This window comes from Bacillus sp. D48C (genome assembly GCF_053345735.1).
Genome location: NZ_JBKFAQ010000002.1, coordinates 510,301 through 529,806, shown reverse-complemented (window position 1 = coordinate 529,806; position 19,506 = coordinate 510,301). Strand labels below are relative to the sequence as shown.

18 protein-coding genes are annotated in these 19,506 nt (G+C 34.0%); 17 read left to right on the top strand and 1 reads right to left on the bottom strand.

The genetic code is table 11. The features are described 5' to 3' along the window. Positions 1-11 precede the first annotated feature (11 nt). The 9 genes from arsB to menA all read left to right on the top strand — a co-directional run bounded on the left by arsB (position 12) and on the right by menA (position 8,622). Entirely contained in the window at positions 12-1,052 is a 1,041-nt protein-coding gene (gene arsB / locus ACLBXA_RS07805) for an ACR3 family arsenite efflux transporter (RefSeq protein ID WP_074789715.1), read from the top strand. A 24-nt stretch (positions 1,053-1,076) separates the two neighbouring features. Continuing rightward, positions 1,077-1,481, top strand: coding sequence for an arsenate reductase (thioredoxin) (gene arsC, locus ACLBXA_RS07800; RefSeq protein WP_000428375.1), 405 nt, complete (start codon positions 1,077-1,079; stop codon positions 1,479-1,481). A 308-nt stretch (positions 1,482-1,789) separates the two neighbouring features. Then, on the top strand, positions 1,790-2,446 hold the full coding sequence (locus ACLBXA_RS07795; RefSeq protein ID WP_000359529.1) for a uridine kinase family protein: 657 nt from the start codon (positions 1,790-1,792) through the stop codon (positions 2,444-2,446). Between the two features lie 321 nt (positions 2,447-2,767). Beyond that, positions 2,768-3,751, top strand: coding sequence for a phosphotransferase (locus tag ACLBXA_RS07790; RefSeq protein ID WP_000821335.1), 984 nt, complete (start codon positions 2,768-2,770; stop codon positions 3,749-3,751). Positions 3,752-3,805: 54 nt separating this feature from the next. Then, entirely contained in the window at positions 3,806-4,405 is a 600-nt protein-coding gene (locus ACLBXA_RS07785; RefSeq protein ID WP_000701579.1) for a DJ-1/PfpI family protein, read from the top strand. Between the two features lie 368 nt (positions 4,406-4,773). After that, positions 4,774-5,523 (top strand): metal ABC transporter ATP-binding protein, encoded by a 750-nt coding sequence (locus ACLBXA_RS07780; RefSeq protein WP_000503231.1) that lies wholly within the window; start codon positions 4,774-4,776, stop codon positions 5,521-5,523. Then, positions 5,520-6,386, top strand: coding sequence for a metal ABC transporter permease (locus tag ACLBXA_RS07775; protein ID WP_000706183.1), 867 nt, complete (start codon positions 5,520-5,522; stop codon positions 6,384-6,386). Before ACLBXA_RS07780 ends, ACLBXA_RS07775 begins: the two co-directional genes overlap by 4 nt. 17 nt (positions 6,387-6,403) lie before the next feature. Then, the gene (gene mntA / locus ACLBXA_RS07770; protein WP_000669597.1) at positions 6,404-7,339 is read left to right on the top strand and encodes a manganese ABC transporter substrate-binding protein/adhesin MntA; all 936 of its coding nucleotides are present in this window, start codon (positions 6,404-6,406) and stop codon (positions 7,337-7,339) included. A gap of 371 nt (positions 7,340-7,710) precedes the next feature. Then, positions 7,711-8,622 (top strand): 1,4-dihydroxy-2-naphthoate polyprenyltransferase, encoded by a 912-nt coding sequence (gene menA / locus ACLBXA_RS07765; RefSeq protein ID WP_000526092.1) that lies wholly within the window; start codon positions 7,711-7,713, stop codon positions 8,620-8,622. Between the two features lie 98 nt (positions 8,623-8,720). Here menA and satA read toward each other — a convergent pair whose 3' ends face one another. Then, entirely contained in the window at positions 8,721-9,278 is a 558-nt protein-coding gene (gene satA / locus ACLBXA_RS07760) for a streptothricin N-acetyltransferase SatA (RefSeq protein ID WP_001050464.1), read from the bottom strand. Positions 9,279-9,673: 395 nt separating this feature from the next. On the opposite strand from satA, the gene ACLBXA_RS07755 reads away from it, so the two are divergent. From ACLBXA_RS07755 to ACLBXA_RS07720, 8 genes are all read left to right on the top strand, one after another. Continuing rightward, positions 9,674-10,516 (top strand): polysaccharide deacetylase family protein, encoded by an 843-nt coding sequence (locus ACLBXA_RS07755; protein ID WP_000665156.1) that lies wholly within the window; start codon positions 9,674-9,676, stop codon positions 10,514-10,516. 355 nt (positions 10,517-10,871) lie between these two features. Then, complete coding sequence (locus tag ACLBXA_RS07750; protein WP_000798170.1) at positions 10,872-11,234, top strand: DUF2294 domain-containing protein; 363 nt, start codon at positions 10,872-10,874, stop codon at positions 11,232-11,234. A gap of 606 nt (positions 11,235-11,840) precedes the next feature. Next, positions 11,841-13,373, top strand: a complete 1,533-nt coding sequence (locus ACLBXA_RS07745; protein WP_000908926.1) for an NADH dehydrogenase subunit 5 — start codon at positions 11,841-11,843, stop codon at positions 13,371-13,373. Next, a complete protein-coding gene (locus ACLBXA_RS07740) occupies positions 13,373-15,979 on the top strand; it encodes a DUF2309 domain-containing protein (RefSeq protein ID WP_447617160.1) in 2,607 nt (868 codons plus the stop codon). The genes ACLBXA_RS07745 and ACLBXA_RS07740 overlap by 1 nt, the downstream gene beginning before the upstream one ends. Positions 15,980-16,042: 63 nt before the next feature. Further along, positions 16,043-16,555, top strand: coding sequence for a carbonic anhydrase (locus tag ACLBXA_RS07735; protein ID WP_086390639.1), 513 nt, complete (start codon positions 16,043-16,045; stop codon positions 16,553-16,555). An 85-nt stretch (positions 16,556-16,640) separates the two neighbouring features. Beyond that, the gene (locus tag ACLBXA_RS07730; RefSeq protein WP_079245726.1) at positions 16,641-18,071 is read left to right on the top strand and encodes a cryptochrome/photolyase family protein; all 1,431 of its coding nucleotides are present in this window, start codon (positions 16,641-16,643) and stop codon (positions 18,069-18,071) included. Positions 18,072-18,182: 111 nt separating this feature from the next. Beyond that, the gene (locus tag ACLBXA_RS07725; protein WP_000749748.1) at positions 18,183-18,638 is read left to right on the top strand and encodes a TspO/MBR family protein; all 456 of its coding nucleotides are present in this window, start codon (positions 18,183-18,185) and stop codon (positions 18,636-18,638) included. Between the two features lie 103 nt (positions 18,639-18,741). Further along, a complete protein-coding gene (locus ACLBXA_RS07720) occupies positions 18,742-19,452 on the top strand; it encodes an alpha/beta hydrolase (RefSeq protein WP_016077501.1) in 711 nt (236 codons plus the stop codon). Positions 19,453-19,506: the final 54 nt, after the last annotated feature.

Genomic DNA, 19,506 nt, shown 5'->3' with positions numbered 1-19,506 from the left:
TGGAAAATAAAATGAAACGTTTATCTTTTCTAGATCGATATTTAACACTATGGATTTTTCTAGCTATGGCAGTTGGAATTGGTTTAGGGTTTGTGTTTCCTAGTGTAGTAGATGGACTGAATACATTACAAGTTGGAACGACGTCTATTCCGCTTGCTGCTGGTTTAATTGTCATGATGTATCCACCATTAGCAAAGGTTCGTTACGAGGAAATGGGCCGAGTATTTAAAGACGTAAAAGTATTGGTTTTATCTTTAGTACAAAACTGGATTATCGGACCTGTACTTATGTTTGTTTTAGCAATTATTTTTCTTCCTGATAAGCCAGAATACATGGTCGGGCTCATTATGATTGGTTTAGCACGCTGTATTGCCATGGTAATCGTTTGGAACGATCTTGCAGATGGGGATAAAGAGTATGCAGCAGGTTTAGTGGCTTTTAACTCAGTATTCCAAATGCTATTCTTCTCCGTTTATGCATACGTGTTTGTAACAGTCATTCCAGAATGGTTAGGAATTGAAGGGGCTATTGTCGATATTACAATGGTAGAAGTAGCGAAATCCGTGTTTATCTATTTGGGAATTCCTTTTATAGCAGGTATGTTGACGCGATTTGTACTCGTTAAGTTAAAAGGTAGACAGTGGTATGAAAAGGTGTTTATACCGAAGATTAGTCCACTTACATTACTTGCATTACTATTTACAATCATCGTTATGTTCTCTTTAAAAGGGGAAATGATTGTTAGCGTACCATTAGATGTAGTAAGAATAGCGATTCCGTTATTAATCTATTTTATTGTAATGTTTTTTGTTTCTTTCTTTATGGGAAGAAAAATTGGTGCAAACTATCCGGTGACGACAACGTTAGCATTTACAGCAGGTAGTAATAACTTTGAGTTAGCGATTGCTGTAGCAGTTGGTGTGTTTGGTATTCATTCGGGCGCAGCATTTGCAGCTGTTATCGGACCGTTAGTGGAAGTACCTGTAATGATTGCACTTGTAAACGTCGCTTTTTGGTTTAAGCGTAAATATTTTAATAATCAACCAGTATAATTAAAAACAAAGGCGGAAAACAACATGGAAAATAAAAAGACACTTTATTTCTTATGCACAGGAAATTCATGCCGAAGCCAAATGGCAGAAGCATGGGGCAAACAATATGTAGGGGATAAGTGGAATGTATATTCTGCAGGTATTGAAGCACATGGAGTAAATCCAAATGCTATTAAAGCGATGAAAGAAGTTAATATTGACATAACGAATCAAACATCAGATATAATTGATGTAAATATTTTAAATAACGCTGATTTAGTTGTTACCCTTTGTAGTCATGCGGATTCGGTTTGTCCTTCGACACCTCCGCACGTAAATCGTGTTCACTGGGGATTTGATGACCCGGCAGGAAAAGGGTGGTCTGAATTTCAACGTGTTCGCGATGAAATTGGAAAACGTATAAAGAGATTTTCTGAAACAGGGGAGTAAATAAAGGAAAGAGTCAATCTTCTATTGTATGATTGGCTCTTTTTTTATTGTACATAGTTATGACTGCATTGGTTCGCATAAATTACCGAAAAGCAGAGGATATTCTGTTGGGTTTATAAAGTTAGAAATGTATTTAATCATGTAGGTGTTCATAAATAATAAAGTCATATAAAAGATAATAAAGTTGCTTAGAATTAGAGGTGGTATGATGAATAATCACACTATCTTTCCCTTTTTATGTATAATTAAATAAAGGGATTTTTGGATATTGAAATAAAGGGTAGTATATTAGCGCAAGGGGGATAATGATGGATAAGTTGTTACAAGAAATCATAAATTGGTTAAAGATGAGAGATGAACAAATTGTTATCGGTATTTCAGGACATGGTGCAGCTGGAAAAACAACGTTTACTAATAGACTCGTAAACCTACTAAATCAAAATGAAGTAAATTATATTAATACAGATCCTTACATTGTTAGTTCGGATATCCGTAAGCATGCAGTGATTCACTATACATATCAAAATGAAAATCATCGTTATAAAATGACAGCTTGTCATCCAGCTGCGCACCATTTGGCAGCTTTAGAAAGAGATATTCATATGGTTAGAGCTGGGATAGATTTTTATACGATAGATACGCATTATATGAAAAGCAAGTTGATTTCTTCGGAAAATAAAGTAACGATTGTGGAAGGAATGAGCGCCGCATTTATTAATCCTGATTTATTTGATTTGAAAATTTATTTTTATACAGATGGCGAAACGGAACTAATAAGAAGATCAAGCCGGGATATAGCTGAAAGGGGAGCCGATATAAATTATTTAAGGCAGTCTCATGAAGAACGCCGGATTCAATATGAAGTATTTATGCATTCGTATAGTCAGCGTTTTGATATCATTATCAAAACCTCTGATGAAACAATATGTATAGAAAAAAATACATTTGAGTTTTATAAAGTTTAAATGAAAATCCTTAATTTGTTAATTGCATTATAACGGTTATTTTTTCTTATTTAGTACTTGTATTAAACAAATGTATTATTTAATCAATAATACATTCACTATGAAATAACTAGATTTTTAAAAAGATTTAGTAGCCTTCTTTCATCTACATAGATAGAAGGCTATTGTAATTTTGGCGACAAAATTACATAACTTTATTATTACTCCACAGTAGGATAGAATTCTTTATTTGAATACATTAGGTGTATCTTAAAAATCCTCACTTTAAAAGGTTTTTATTCGGAAGTACAAGAATGAATTTTTGCATGAAAGGGGAATAGGGTGAAACGTATAATAAGAAATGTAGTAATAAATTATTTTAAAGAAATTCATTCACTAATAGTGGAAGAAGAATTACATAAGAACAGTTGGCATACCGATCTACACTATAAAATTATCGTAAATGGAGATCGGTATTCCGCACGGTTTATCAATAGCGATCGAACAATCAATCCAGCTTTTGGGCCGTTATCAAATGAACAATTGAAAGAGCAAGTACGATTTACGTATTATTTACGAGAGCATGGAATCCCATTTATGCAGATTAAGGAGAATCAGGCGGGAGGGTCATTTACATTTGTTACTTGGAATGATGAACAGTACCGGTTTGTATTGTCTACTTGGATTGAAGGGGAGCATGTTACTCATTGTACAGAAACAATGGCAGAGATTTTTGGAAAGGAAGCAAGAAATATACATGATATTTCTAGTACATTTCAAAGCTCGACTTTTCAAAAGAAATCGCATTTAGATGGATATGGTGAGTTTATAAAGCTATTAGAAAATAAAGGTGGTACATGTAAGGAATTGCGGGGGTATATAGAGCTCGCTAAGTGTCATATAGAATGTGCACATACGAATAGTTTGGAGTTTATTGTACAAACTGATTTAAATCCTTTGAATGTTTTATGGGGATTAAGTCAAAAGGTAAAAGGAATTGTGGATTTTGAATCTATTAGTTATGTTGACCGCGTTGAAGGGTTAGCCTTTTTAGTAAAGTGGTATTCTCGAACAGAAGGAATACATTCGCATGAAGTATGTTCAAGTGTTGCTAGTTCATTTTTAGAAGGATATAAGGCTAATAATATTTTAACCTCAAACGATTATAAAAGACTGTCTTCATTATTATGGTTATCTGGTAGTTTGAATTGGAATTTTGTGAAGAAAACGCTAAATGTATTAGAAGATGCGGGGCAGCTAGAGGAACATTTTGAAGTTTATAGAGTGAGAGGAGAAAGACTATCTTCATTGTTAATTTGTAGATAACATTTATTGTCCTAATTTACGATTCAAAAAAGAAACAATATGGGGTGTCCGAAAATGAAAATACAAATTGTATTGTTTGATGGCTTCGGAGAACTTGTCTCTTTCGCGTCGTTTGAAGTACTGAAAAGAGCAATAGAAGAAGGGGCTCCGTTTACAGTTGAACTCGTATCAAGTGAACGAAAACAAGAAGTTACTACCTCGTTTGGAGTTACGGTTACACTACATGATTTTTTACGAATGGATAATCGCCCAGATTTGTTAATTGTACCTGGTGGTGGCTGGAATCATAAAGCTGAACATGGGGCACGAAAGCAAGCAGAGCTTGGAACACTGACAGAAACGATTAGAGAGATGCATAATGAAGGAACGATTGTTGCGGGAGTTTGTACAGGAGGTATGCTACTAGCAGCCTCAGGTATATTGAATGGTAAAAAGGCGACGATGCACCATTTGGCACAGGGTGAAATGAGTAAATATGGGGCAGAACTTCTTCATTACCGAATTGTAGATCAAGGCGATATTATTACTGCAAGAGGAGTTACTTCAGGAACTGATTTAGCTCTTTGGATTACGGAAAAGTTCGCAAGTTCTAAAATTGCAGCTGCTGTTGAATATAGAATGGAATATGAGAGGCGAGGTGTTGTTTGGAAGTAATTTAATTATATTTTTTGCTGCAGAGCGTATCAAATATTGTAAAAGAGAAAGAGCCAACTCATACGAGTAGGTTCTTTCATTTATATACTATATTGCTTATTTTTTCACAGTAATATCTTTTTCAAAAAATCATAAAATAGATAATATATTTTGTTCCACATTGATAATTATTTTCATTATATATTTATAAATTAGTAAAATTTAGTTTACAAATTTTCATATAGCTTATATAATTTGACTCATATAAAAAAGTTTCCTTAAGGAAACTTAAGCGCGGGTTTACATTCGCTTTATATTTTTTTGCTTAAAAGTTGCCTTTGCGCAAAATAATTATATACACGAAAAAAAGAAAGGGGAATGCATAAAAAATGGGTGAGGCTATAATTGTTAAAGATTTGTTTGTATCGTATCAAGGGAATCAAGTAGTTCAAAATGTCTCCTTCGATATTGAAAAAGGGAAGCTCGTTGGAATTATTGGTCCAAATGGAGCGGGGAAATCTACTTTAATGAAAGCTGTATTAGATTTAATCCCAAATGATAAGGGATATGTCCAAATTCTTGGAGAGGATATTCGAAGCGTTAGAAAGAGTGTTGCATATGTACCGCAAAGAAGTGATATAGATTGGGACTTTCCGATTACAGTTTTAGATGTCGTGCTAATTGGAACGTATCCATCTTTAGGTATGATGAAAAGACCGAAGAAAGAGCATCGGGATTGGGCGTTTGATTGCTTAAAAAAAGTCGGAATGGAAGAGTTTAAAAATCGCCAAATCGGTGAGTTGTCAGGTGGACAACAACAACGTGTCTTTTTGGCGAGAGCTTTAGCGCAAAAGGCGGAAATATTCTTCTTAGATGAGCCGTTTGTCGGAATTGATGTAACAAGTGAAGAGACAATCATTAAAATTCTTAGGGAACTACGTAAAGAAGGAAAAACGATTGTCGTTGTCCATCATGATTTAAGTAAAGCAGAATCGTATTTTGATAAATTACTATTAATGAATAAAAGCTTAATTCATTACGGAGAAGTACGCCAAGTATTAGAACCAACTGTTATGTCAAAAGCGTATGTGAATCAAGGAATATTGTTTAATAATGCAGCGGAGGTACATTCATCATGAAGATTGTAGAATTTATAGATGCATTAACGCAGTATAGTTTTCTGCAGAAGGCGTTATTAACTTCCGTTATGGTAGGAATTATCTGTGGTGTCATTGGATGTTTTATTATTTTACGAGGTATGGCATTAATGGGTGATGCCATTTCACATGCTGTTCTTCCAGGAGTAGCGCTTTCTTATATGATTGGAATGAACTATTTTATAGGAGCGGTTTTAACAGGTGTTATTACTGCAGTAGGAATCGGATTTGTAAGTCAAAATAGTCGTATTAAACATGATATGGCGATAGGAATTATGTTTACATCTGTTTTCGCTGTAGGGATTATTTTAATTACCTTTATGAAGAGTAGTTCTGATTTGTATCATATTTTATTCGGGAATGTCTTATCCGTTCGTTCTTCTGATATGTGGATGACACTGATTATTGGAGTGGTCATTATTGGTCTTGTAATGTTGTTTTACAAAGAATTACTCGTATCCACGTTTGATCCAACTATGGCGCAAAGCTATGGATTACCGAATAAATGGATTCATTATGGCTTAATGATTCTCCTTACAATGGTTACAGTAGCTTCACTTCAAACTGTTGGAATTATTCTAGTCGTTGCGATGCTTATTACACCAGCGGCTACAGCGTATTTATTAACAAACCGTTTATGGGTCATGATTTATTTAGCAGCAGGCATTGGTGCGCTTTCATCTGTAGTAGGGTTATATTTTAGTTTCTCTTATAATCTTGCTTCAGGTGCAACAATTGTTCTTGTCGCAACATTCTTGTTCGGATTGGCATTCTTTTTCTCACCGTCACAAGGTTTGTTTTGGAGAGCTATCAAAATTAGAAAAAATAGAGCAGAGTTGTCATAATTGATTGGAGGATAATGATGAAATTTAAAAATGTTGTATTATCGGTAATTTGTATTTTTGTATTTGCATTAACAGCGTGTTCGAGTAACACAAATGGAAAAGAAGAGGGTAATGGAAAATTAAAAGTTGTAACTACATACTCCATTATATATGATATGGTGAAGCAAATTGGTGGAGATAAAGTTGAGATTCATAGTCTTGTTCCAATCGGAGCTAACCCGCATGAATATGATCCACTACCAAAAGATGTTATGAAAATGACAGATGCAGATATGGTATTTTACAATGGGCTAAACCTAGAAGAAGGTGGAGCGTGGTTTAAAAAGCTATTAAAAACGGCAAATAAATCAGCGAAAGATGCACCGGTTTATAAAGTAAGTGAAGGTGTAGAAGCTATTTACTTAGAAACAAAAGGATTAGAAAAAGAACCAGACCCACATGCTTGGATGAATATTAAAAATGGTATTTTATACGCTGAAAATGTGAAGCAGGCATTAATTAAAGAAGATCCTAAAAATAAAGAGTTCTATACTAAAAATGCTGATGAGTATGTAGCAGAACTTCAAAAGTTACACGATGAGACAGTAAACAGAATTCATCAAATTCCTGAAGAAAAACGTTTCTTAATCTCTAGCGAAGGTGCTTTTAAATACTTTGGAAAAGCATATGACATTAAGACGGGATACATTTGGGAAATTAACTCAGAGAATCAAGGTACGCCAGATCAAATTAGAGATGTTGTAAGTTTAATTCAAACAAACAAAGTGCCAGCTTTATTTGTTGAAACAAGTGTAGATCGACGTAGTATGGAAACTGTTTCAAAAGAAACAAACGTGCCAATTGCAGGGACAATTTTTACAGACTCACTAGGTAAATCAGGTGAGGATGGAGATACTTACTTAAAAATGATGAAATGGAATATAGATACCATTATTAATGGGCTACAAAAGTAGGATTTATCTGTTTTTCAATGTAGCGTAACTATTGAATTTTTATAAAATAAGAGATGAAAGAGCTAGCTCATATGAGTTGGCTCTTTTATTTATCCCAATATTTGCGGGCGGATAAGATTTCCTCCTTAAAAATTCAGCGAATGGGAGGGAGGGCTGCCCGTAAAATCCCACTGAATATGTACTAATAATCAGTGGGGGTGACAAAACTTCTACTAATTAAAGTTTCATTTTATAATTTTTACTTTATTAAAAGTAGATTTGTTAGAAAGGATAATCATTTATTGATATAATGAATGGATGCGTGGCAGGAAATAGATAGAAAGATACTGCTAGTAATTTATACTTAAAATGTAGGGAGATTGAACAGAGTTATGGGGAATGAAAAAGAAATTAGTTCCGCTAAATTAATATGGAAGATGACGCGCCCACATACATTAACGGCGACGTTTTCTCCTGTAATTTTAGGGACAGTGGCATCACTTTATGTTGCCAAAATTGATTGGCTGTTATTTATTGCGATGATGGTTGCATGTTTAGCATTGCAAATAGCAACTAACTTATTTAATGAGTACTATGATTTTAAACGTGGATTAGATACCGCTGAATCCGTTGGCATCGGTGGCGGAATTGTCCGTCATGGATTGAAGCCAAAAAATGTGTTAACAGTTGCGCTTTTATTATATGTCGTAGCAGCTTTTATTGGCATTTATATTTGTATGAATAGTAGTTGGTGGTTAGTGGTTATTGGTTTAATTGGAATGGCGGTTGGCTATTTATATACAGGTGGTCCATTACCAATTGCGTACACTCCGTTTGGAGAATTAGTTTCTGGATTGTTAATGGGGACATGTTTTGTACTTATTGCTTTCTTTATTCAAACAAATACGATAACGATTGAAAGTGTATTGATTTCCATTCCAATTGGGATTTTAGTCGGTGCAATCAATATGTCAAATAACATCCGAGATATAGAAGAAGATATTAAAGGTGGAAGAAAGACATTAGTAATCCTCCTTGGGAGAGAAAAAGCCATAGTAACACTAGCGGTAGCCTTTTTCATTGCGTATTTATGGATTGCCGTAATTGTATTAATGGGTTATATAAGCCCTTGGGCATTAGTTATGTTCCTAGGTTTGAGAAAGCCAATCTCTGCTATTCAAAGTTTCCAAAAAGGAGCAAAGGACCCTGGGTATATGCGCATCGCAATGAAATCAACAGCAATGACAAATACGATTTTTGGCTTCTTATTATCGGCAGGATTATTAATTAGTTATCTGTTTTAGATAAAAAATCTTGTTAAATAACTTAACCCCAATTTCTCAATTTTAATATGGAGAAATTGGGGTTTTTATTTTGACTTTGTTTAATGCTAAAAACAGTTTCATTTGAAATATAAATACCAATAAATTGCAACTTCATCATTTTCAATATCTAAACCTTTATAAACAAGAAAATCAAACCCACCAATTACAAATCCACATTTTTCATAAAATTTACATGCTGCGACATTATTATTTTGCGTTTCAAGCATGATCCCGGGCATGTTGCCTTCTTTTGCCCATCGCTTTGCCTGATCAACCAATCTTTTACCAACTCCGAGTGTACGATATTTTTTATCCACCGTTATATCTTCTATGTAAGCATAGTGATTCCAATTCTTTTTCAATACCATTAATCCAATGATTTGGTTATGTAACAGTGCTATGTAAATGACTTGATTAGGTTTATTTATATATTCATTGTAAGCCAGTTCTTCATTATCATCTTGATTTTGTAAATAACTTTTTTCATAACTTGGAACGTCTTCTACTGTATATTCTATGCGTCTATTTACTTTGGAAAGAGAAAGAATTAACCGAGCATTCACTATAAAACTGTCATCGATCTTCGGGAAATTGTCTAAATCATTTTTTTCTAACTCTCTAATTAAAAGATTCATCGGAGCACCTCCACATAATAATATTTCTTCTAGTTCTTTATTTGATTCAAATGAATTCCAATTACAAAATTATAATAGAATTTCAATAGTATGGCTAACTCAGTATTTTATCTTTATAACAGCATACTATTATCTTGATATAAAAATTTTGTTTAGAAAGAGTAGTATTTTTTATTTTGGATGTATATCCAGTTTTCAAATTTAACTGTATTAGAGAAAACAATATTTTTCTAAAGAGTGGATGCAGTACGCTATTCTTTAACTAATTTCGACATTATCTGCATTTTATCTTCACCTTCCTCTATTAATCTATTTATTGTAAATATCAACTGGAGTTAATGCTTAGCTGTATAAATAATGAATATGAAAATTAGTAGGGAAAGGATCGAAACATAATGAAAGAATCACAAAATAAGAAAAAAACAAATGTAGGAACTAAGGCAATACTATCTCTAGGGGTTGTTTTAGCAACGACCTTTTTCACATTCTTTTTAATTGGGAAATGGAACTCTATCCCAGCGAAGGGAGTAGCTAATGAAAGTAGTAATCAAGTTAATACGCAACAACAAGAAAAGAAAAAGGAGACACCACCAGCAAAACAGAAAAGACCTGATGGAAAACCGGTAGGAAAGGTTGTTTATTTAACATTCGATGACGGTCCTAGCGAATTAACTGGGAAATTTTTAGATGTACTAAAAGAGCAACATGTTGCTTCGACATTTTTTATGCAAGGTAGCAATTTACAGAATACCGCTTTTCAGGAAAACGTAAAGCGAGCAGTAAAAGAAGGACATTATATTGGTGCTCATAGTATGACACATAATAGTGATAAGTTATACAAAAAAGGACAATTTGTACCGGAGATGAAAGAAACGTTAGCTCTTATCCATAATATTACGGGTACAACTCCTAAACTAGTTCGTCCGCCATATGGATCTGCACCAGGATTAAAGGGCGAGGAAATTCGTAACCAAATTGTAGAAGCAGGAATAAAAGTTTGGGATTGGACGATAGATTCAAATGATTGGAAATTAAAAGGTAATCCACAGCAAATTATAGAGAATGTAAAGCGTACAACAACAGAAGATGTGGAAGTAGTTCTAATGCATGAAAAACCACAAACATTACAAGCGCTTCCTGAAATTATTAAATTTTATAAGGAAAAAGGATATGAATTCGGGGTATACAATGAAGCGGATCATTTTCAACTAAACTTCCAGAAAGATCAACGTCTATAGTATAAACATAATTATCTTAAAAAGGTGTTTTCCATTACTAAATCAATAACTAAGCCAAAAGTTGATTTCTTATTTTATAAAGAAATCGGCTTTTTCGTTTGTATATTACGTTACAAGAGTTTTCTTATTTTCTCCGGAATGTCCTTTTTAGAAATGTATGCAACAGAGTCTTTATAGTAAGAGTATTATGTTGGAGATAATCAAAAAAACGTATATTGCAATATAAAAATTCACTTTAATACTAAAGGATACATGACAACGATTCCTATAAATTCTTCTCAATAATTGAAAATAAAATCAATCCAGATTATTATATTGTTATTGTAATTACATTTTATTGAAGGAGGATACAAAGATGAAAAACTCAAAAGGCTCTATTGAATCAGAGATAAGCAAAGCAATTACTCACTGGGAAAAGGACTACCTAGGACGCGGGTCTATATCCGTTAAGACAGATATATTACGGGATATGATTATCGTAAATTTACAAGGTGTTTTAACGCCGGCTGAATATACGGTTTGCGAAACAAAAGACGGTATGCTAACGATAAAGAAAAATCGTTCGGAGCTAGTTGAATCTGGAATTGATGATCTGAAAGAGATTATACTAGAATTAACTGGAGAAAAAGTGAAAAGCTTTCATACGGATATAAGCTCCCGTACAGGCGAACGAGTAATGATTTTTAAATTGCTTCATAATCTTGAGGAGAAATTTTAAAAATACCTTAAGGTTAGTGGAAGGATTAAGAAACCTACAAGTTTGGCACTTTATTAACAGGCTAATAATTAAAAACTTGAAGTTATTTAGGTATAATAAATCTTAATTCTAATAACTCTTAAAAAACGGATAAAGAAATTGACAAACTGCTTAATATGGTTTATCTTATAATTGTTTTAAAAAATTGATAGATGCTCATTTTAACAGTTTGCTATAATTAAGGCTTTAGCATTTTTTTAATATGTAATATTGACTAAATGAAAAAGTTTCTTAATTAAAAGATAGCGTATAACATAAATTGATATATTGATTGCATAATCTAGGAGATCAGAAATATACATTTCTTTTTAACAGGAGTAATACATACATTATTATCCTCTATAAAATGGGAGCTCTTCAAAAAACTTTATTGAAGTTAGTTGAAGGGAAACCGACAATCTCCATAATTCAATGATGATATAAAATCATTGAATTATGGAAGTTGTCGGTTTTTTTATGGGAAAAAACGATGCACTAAAAAGAGTGAATGAAAATTGAAATTTAAAAAATCATCTTAATTAAAAGGAATTTTTATAGTTTATTTTTGCTTAGAAGGGGGTATTTAACATGTTAATTTCGCTGAGTTCATCAACACTGTTAACATTATTTTTTATGGCGCTTAGTGCTTCTTGGCTAAGTGGATTATTGTTTTTACATGCAAGGATGCCTTTACGTTTTGTTCATATCCATATTGGTATCGCTGCATTGCCTTCATTGGTTTCTTTACTCGCACTTGTTAATCACAATGAAGATAGAGTTGTAGGGCCTTGGCATCTAGATACTTTAGCTTGGTTCATGGCTTTCTTTGTTCTTACAATTGGTTTAATCATTCAGCGTTTTTCTATACGTTACTTACTGGGAGATCGCTCATATCGAAAATACTTTGCACTTTTTACATTTACTACAGGTGTATCTTCAGTCGCATGGTTAAGTAATGATCTTCGTTTCATGATTATTTGTTGGGGAGCAACTCTTATAGGATTGGTTCTACTCATAGGGCTAAATAAAGGTTGGAAAGTAGTTAGTGAAGCAACAAAAATTTCTAGTTATTTATTTACAATAAGCTGGATCGCCTTGCTATCAGCTATCATTTGGCTTTTTCAAGGCACTGGACAGTGGCAATTAACATCAGTTTTAACGAATGAAAATGTAGCTCAATTTGGAACGTTGGAGAAAACAGGAATTAACTTATTGATTATAGTAGCTGTGATGATTCCAGCAGCACAATGGCCTTTTCAAAGATGGTTAATTGAGTCAGCTGTAGCTCCAACTCCTGTGTCTGCTATTATGCATGCTGGTTTAGTAAATGCTGGCGGTATCATGTTAACTAGATTTTCACCTCTTTTTCATGATGATATTGCACAAATCATTTTACTAATTTTCTCAAGTATTTCTATCTTAATCGGAACAGGAATTAGCCTAGTTCAAGTTGATTATAAACGTCAGCTAGTGGGATCAACTATTGCACAAATGGGGTTTATGCTTATTCAATGCGCATTAGGAGCCTATTTAGCGGCTGTTATTCATTTGATTTTACATGGTTTGTTTAAAGCTACACTGTTTTTACAAGCTGGTTCTTCCGTGCAACGTTTTGGGGCAGTGAAGCAGTCTAATGAAAAGATATCTGATTTATGGATTATGGTCGGACGTGTTTTCGGATTATTTATAGCGATTGCTTTTTGGTTTACGACTTCTGGAGAAGGGTATGAATTAGTTAGTGCGTTCATCTTAGGGTGGTCATTATACTTTTCATGGAAACAGCTTGTTGTTTTTGGAGAGGGAAGAATGGGACGAATTGTTGGCGTAGTTATTTTAGCTGGTTTTTCTCTCATTTATTTTACCGTTCATAATTCTCTTTACAAATGGTTGCATACTGACATGTATCAAAGTGTTCAACCTTCAGCTCCAGCTGTTATCTTTGTTATATGTATTTTACTATTTAGTAGTGCTATTAGTACTTTCGTTACTCGTAATCAATCTTCTACTTTATTCGCTGTACTTTATCTTTGGTTAGTTCGAGTAGGTGAGGCGAGAAGAAAGTCAGTAGAAAGTCACCCAGGCTATCTGAAACATTATGTATCAAAGGGAGGTAATTCGTGATGAGCATATTGTCAATATTAAAGAAAGATACAAATATTGATATGCAAGAAAATAATATAAATGATTTAGTTGCATCTGCTAGCCGAGTGATTGCACCACTTTGGCCTATCTCTACGTTTGCAGCTCATCACCCTTGGATGGGACTTGAAAAACAATCATTTGAACAAGTTGCAGATTGGTTAAAAGAAATTCGTAATGTGGATATATATCCGAGTGCTGCTATGATTCATTCGGCAAAGGCAAAAGGGGAGATTGAGGAATCATTTTTACAAAGTGGCTTGTCTCGTTGGCTTGATTCACAATCTTTTCATATCCCGCGAAAGAAAGTGGAGCAGTTTTGCCAAGTAGCTTTAAAATTAGAGGAATTACCTTCTAGTCTATTATCATTGCCAGAAGTAAATAAACTGGCAGAAGAAATGAGTTATATAAATACAGAGAGTATGAAAGACTCTTCTTTGCAACCTGTAAGTTCACTTATAGAGAACCAAAAGGGTGAAAACCTATCTAATATTCTTAATTATCATATCATTAAATGGTGTAAATTATATCTTGATGACTCCGGATCAAGTTGGACGATGCCAAATCGAGAGAAAGGTTTTTATCGTGCATGGCAACACCTTATTAAATTTGATCCAGCGCTCAGTAAAAATGAGCGTAAAGTTTTAAAAGATTGGCCACAAGATGCCCAAGTAGCTTTAGCGAGAGCATTATCTGAACTAGGAATTTCTGAATCTAACATACAAGCTTACCTTGAAGGGCACTTACTTTCTTTGCCTGGGTGGGCAGGAATGATACGATGGCGCTCACAACAATCAATTCAGGAACAGGAACTCCTAATAGAATATTTAGCAGTTCGAATTTCTATGGAGCTGGCTATTACAAAGCCTTATTTACCTTTAAAAAATCAAAAGGTTGAGAAAAAAGTTGCAATCGTCCCGCTTATAGCTTCTTGGATCTATTGGGGGAATATTTCAACACGGGAATGGTTACAAATGCCTGCTGCTGAACAAAGTGAATTATTAGTATTCGCTTATCGTTTTGATGAAAATATTCGTAGGAAACTTTGGTTGGAAGCTTGGGAACAGACGCATGCAGAGCAATTAAGGAAGAAGATTGCTTCTAAACAACGTGCAACTAATGATAAAAAGCGTGTATTAGCTCAATTAGCATTCTGTATTGATGTACGTTCAGAACCGTTTCGTCGCCATCTTGAAAAATTAGGTCCGTTTGAAACATTTGGAATAGCTGGTTTCTTTGGATTACCAATTGCAACTAGTGAACTAGGTAGTAATAACAACCATCCTTCTTTGCCAGTTATACTCAAACCGAAACATCAAATAAAAGAGCTCACAAATGAAAATGAACTTAAATCTTATGAGCAACGTAAGAGGGTAGGCAGTTCGGTACGTTATACATTTAAAACGATGAAACAGAACGTACTGACGAGTATGGCGCTACCTGAGTTAAGTGGTCCTTTATTTGGTCTACAAATGGTGACAAGAAGCTTTGTCCCAAGAGGAGTTGGTGCTTTCATTCGTAACCTTCGTAAAACTATGTTACAAAAACCTGATACAACATTCTCACTTAATCATGTTCATGACACAAAGGGCGAGATACCTATCGGTTTTACGAAAGAAGAAAAAGTGAACTATGTGCGTCAAGCTTTAAAAATGGTGGGACTGACAGAAAAATTTGCTCCTTTAGTTGTAATGTGCGGACATAGTAGTCAAAGTACGAACAATCCTTATGCTGCAGCGCTTGAGTGTGGTGCTTGTGGCGGAGCAGCAGGGGGATTCAATGCAAGAGTTTTTGCTACTTTATGTAATCTTCCAGAAGTAAGAGAGGCATTGGCTGCTGAAGGTATTAAAATTCCTGAGGACACCATTTTTGCAGCAGCTGAACATAAAACAACAGTGGACGAATTGGAATGGATTTACGTCCCGGAACTTTCGGAAGCTGCGCAAGAAGCATTTGATTGTATCGAGTCGATTATGCCAAATGTGAGCCAACATGCAAATAGAGAGCGTTTAACGCAATTACCAAATTTTAAAACGAAAATAAAAAATGCGAGTAAAGAGGCACATCGATTTGCAGAAGATTGGAGTGAAATACGTCCAGAATGGGGATTAGCTCGTAATGCATCTTTTATTATCGGGCAACGAGAATTAACTCAAGATTGTGACTTAGAAGGTAGGGCGTTCCTCCATAATTATGATTGGAAACAGGATGAAAGTGGCGATATATTAGCTAACATTATTGCAGGACCAGGAACAGTAGCTCAGTGGATAAATTTACAATATTACGCTTCAACTGTAGCACCTCATTATTATGGTAGTGGAAACAAAACAACCCAAACTGTAACGGCAGGTCTCGGTGTTATGCAAGGGAATGCAAGTGACCTGTTGCCAGGCTTACCTTGGCAATCGGTTATGCAGTCAGATAGTGAGACGTATCATTCACCACTTCGTTTACTAATTGTCATTCAAGCACCTATTGAATATATAGAACGTTTGTTAAATAATGATTTCACATTTCGAGAAAAAGTTCAAAATGGATGGGTTAGACTTGCAAGTGTTGATCCAGAGGGACGCTGGAAAAACTGGTAACAATTATTATTGTTACTAGCTTAAAAGTTTCATAAATACAATAATGAAGAAGGAGTGCTCCATATGAATTCAAAGAATAAAAAAGTTTTATTATTAACAGACATTGAACACGGAATAGAGCCTAGTATCCAACAAGTAACTAACATTCACCAAGAAAACATGTTGACTATACACAGCTATGATTCTGTAATTGTACATCCTTATGGAGATATAATGAGATCTATTATTATTGCTATTTATCAAGAAAATGTTAAAGAAATTTTTGTTGTCGGAATAGAGGATAAAGAAACGTCTTCAGTTAATCTACAAACTCAACGTGATTTCATAAAAGATAATATAGAATTAGACTATCTCTTTAAAAATTGCATGCCTGAATTTTCAAGTGGTAGCCTCGATGAATGGCTAAGTGGAAAAGAAAATGTTAGTGAAAATATTGAGAAGAGTATAGATATGATTTGTCATCATCCACTAGTACCGTCTGATGTTAAAGTTCATGGTTTCAAGATTGATAGAATAGGGGAAAAAGAAACGGTTGTTAAAATTCCTACTAATAAAATAGTTGAAAAAGTTAACTAATTTATTAAAGACAAATAAATTCTTATGTATAAATTGCTGTTGTATAATAAATTTTATTATGTTTTAAGAATCAGAAGAGGTAGCCATGCAAAACAAAATTATCGTTATGTTTCAAAAAGATTTTCGTTTATATGATAACCCAGCTCTATTTGAGGCTGTTCAGTCCGGGGAGGTTCTTCCGGTATATGTACAAGATGAAACTTTTTCAATAGGAAGTGCGGCAAAGTGGTGGTTGCACCATGCTGTAATAGATGTAAAGAAGCAACTTGAGGCATTGGGCTCTACTTTAATAATTCGTAAAGGACGTACGGAGGAAGAAATACTTTCTCTCATAGAACAATTAGATATAACGGCTGTATATTGGAATATTTGCTATGATCCGGACAGATTACAATCTAATCAAAAAATGAAAATGATGTTAGAAGATAAAGGTATTATTTGTAAGGAATTTAATTCGCATTTATTATTAGAACCGTGGATTATAAAAAAGAAGGACAACACTGAATATAAGGTGTTTACGCCTTTTTACAATACATTTCAAAAGCAGGTAATACCTAAACCTATTAGCAAAGTGCAGAGTATAAAATGGGGAAGCTCTTTACCAGCAAGCTTATCTGTTTCAGAATTACACTTGCTGCCAACTATACCGTGGACATCTCATATTGAATCAATATGGGAGCCTACAGAGGAAGGGGCATACAAAACATTCAAGAAATTTTTCTCTAGCAAATTAGCCTCTTATAGTGAAGGAAGAGATTTTCCAAATCAAAATGCTCATTCGATGTTGGCGCCATATCTTTCATTTGGCCAAATATCAGTGAAGTTAATGTATCGTTACTTAATAAATAAAAGTACCGAAAGACAATGTAGTCTTTTTGAAAAACAAGTGAATAGTTTTATACGCCAATTAATTTGGCGAGAGTTTTCTTATTATTTGCTATATCACTATCCGTTTACAGTATATAAACCTCTTAATAAAAACTTTGAACATTTTCCGTGGAATAAGGAAGAGGAGTTATTAAGAGTATGGCAAAAAGGTGAAACTGGTTATCCGTTTATTGACGCGGGAATGCGGGAGCTTTGGCAAACAGGTTTTATGCATAATCGGACAAGAATGGCTGTAGCCTCTTTTCTTGTAAAGCATTTGTTAATTCCGTGGCAAGAAGGAGCAAAATGGTTTATGGATACACTACTAGATGCTGATATTGCAAATAATACAATGGGATGGCAATGGGTTGCTGGAAGTGGAGCAGATGCATCACCGTACTTTCGTATTTTTAATCCTATCACACAAGGAGAAAAGTTTGATAAAAATGGAGAGTATATAAGAAAATGGGTACCAGAATTAAGAGATATACCGAATAAGTATATACATAAACCTTGGGAAGCACCTGAGCATATTTTACAAAAGGCCAATATAAAGCTTGGTAATACATATCCTTTGCCAGTCGTTGATCATAAGGCAGCAAGAGAGAGAGCGCTGTGTGCATATAAAAGTATGAAAGAGTTCGTATAAAATAGATTAAACGATATGTATTTGAAATTTAAATATTAGAAATTTATCCATTACAAGGGCATACTAATCATATAAAGTTTCTATAATCTTCTAGTAAAAAGGAGAATGTTTATGAAAAAATCTAGTATTATAGTATTTTTACTAACATATGGTTTGTTTTATGTTTCTAGTGTTTTATTCCCTATTGATCGTACTTGGTATGATGCGTTAGAAAAGCCGTCTTGGACACCTCCTGGTATGACAATCGGAATGATATGGGCTGTATTATTTGGACTTATTGCATTATCAGTTGCAATTATTTACAACAACTATGGATTTAAGCCAAAAACATTTTGGTTTGTATTCCTTTTAAATTATATGTGCAATCAAGCGTTCAGCTACTTTCAATTCAGTCAAAAAAATTTGTTTTTAGCAACAGTAGACTGTTTACTAGTCGCTATTACTACGTTACTTCTCATTATGTTTTCTTCCAATTTATCTAAAGTATCAACATGGTTGCTAATTCCGTATTTTTTATGGTCTGCATTTGCTACATATTTATCTTGGACAATTTATAGTATAAATTAAAGACGTAAATGAAAACTTGAGCACAATAAAAATGCTCGAGTTTTTATGTTTATTAATGATAATCTAAAGTATAGAATATATACATCTTAGGGAGGTCATACATATGAAGAAATGGATGAAAATTGTTCTGTACTCTTTACTTGGTATTTTACTTATAGGGAGTATTACTTTTTTTACTTGGTCCCAGTTTACTTACAAACCAACGAAAGAGGCTTTGTCGTTAGTGAATGATAAAAAAGATGAAGATAATATAGTTTTTGGACAGAAAGATGCTAAAATAGGGGTTATTTTTTATCAAGGTGCTAAAGTAGAAGCTGAAGCTTATAGTTACTTAGGAGAAGCTCTTGCAAAAGATGGGCATTTTGTAGTAATGCCTAAGTTACCATTAAACTTAGCGATACTTGGAATCAATGCGGTAGATAGTGTAATTGAACAGTACCCTGAAGTTCAAAAATGGTACGTTGCTGGACATTCAATGGGCGGAGCTATGATTTCTAAGTATGCCTTTCAGAATGAAGACAAGGTAGATGGGATCATTTTCTTAGGCTCTTATCCTGCAGATGATTTCTCTACAAAATCGATTCCAATGTTATCTATTTATGGAGAAGTAGATGCTTTAGCAACTGTAGAAAAAATAGAGAACAATAAAAAGTTAATGTCAAAGAATACAACTATGCACATGATAAAAGGCGGAAACCATGCTCATTTTGGCATGTATGGTGAGCAAAAAGGTGATAATGCAAGCTTAATTACGTCAAAAGCACAACGGGATGAAACAGTTAAAGTAATTGAAGAATGGTTGTTAAAACAATGATAACGAACTTAATAAATCGATCGAAAGAATTCTCCAAACGGTAGATGGGAGTGA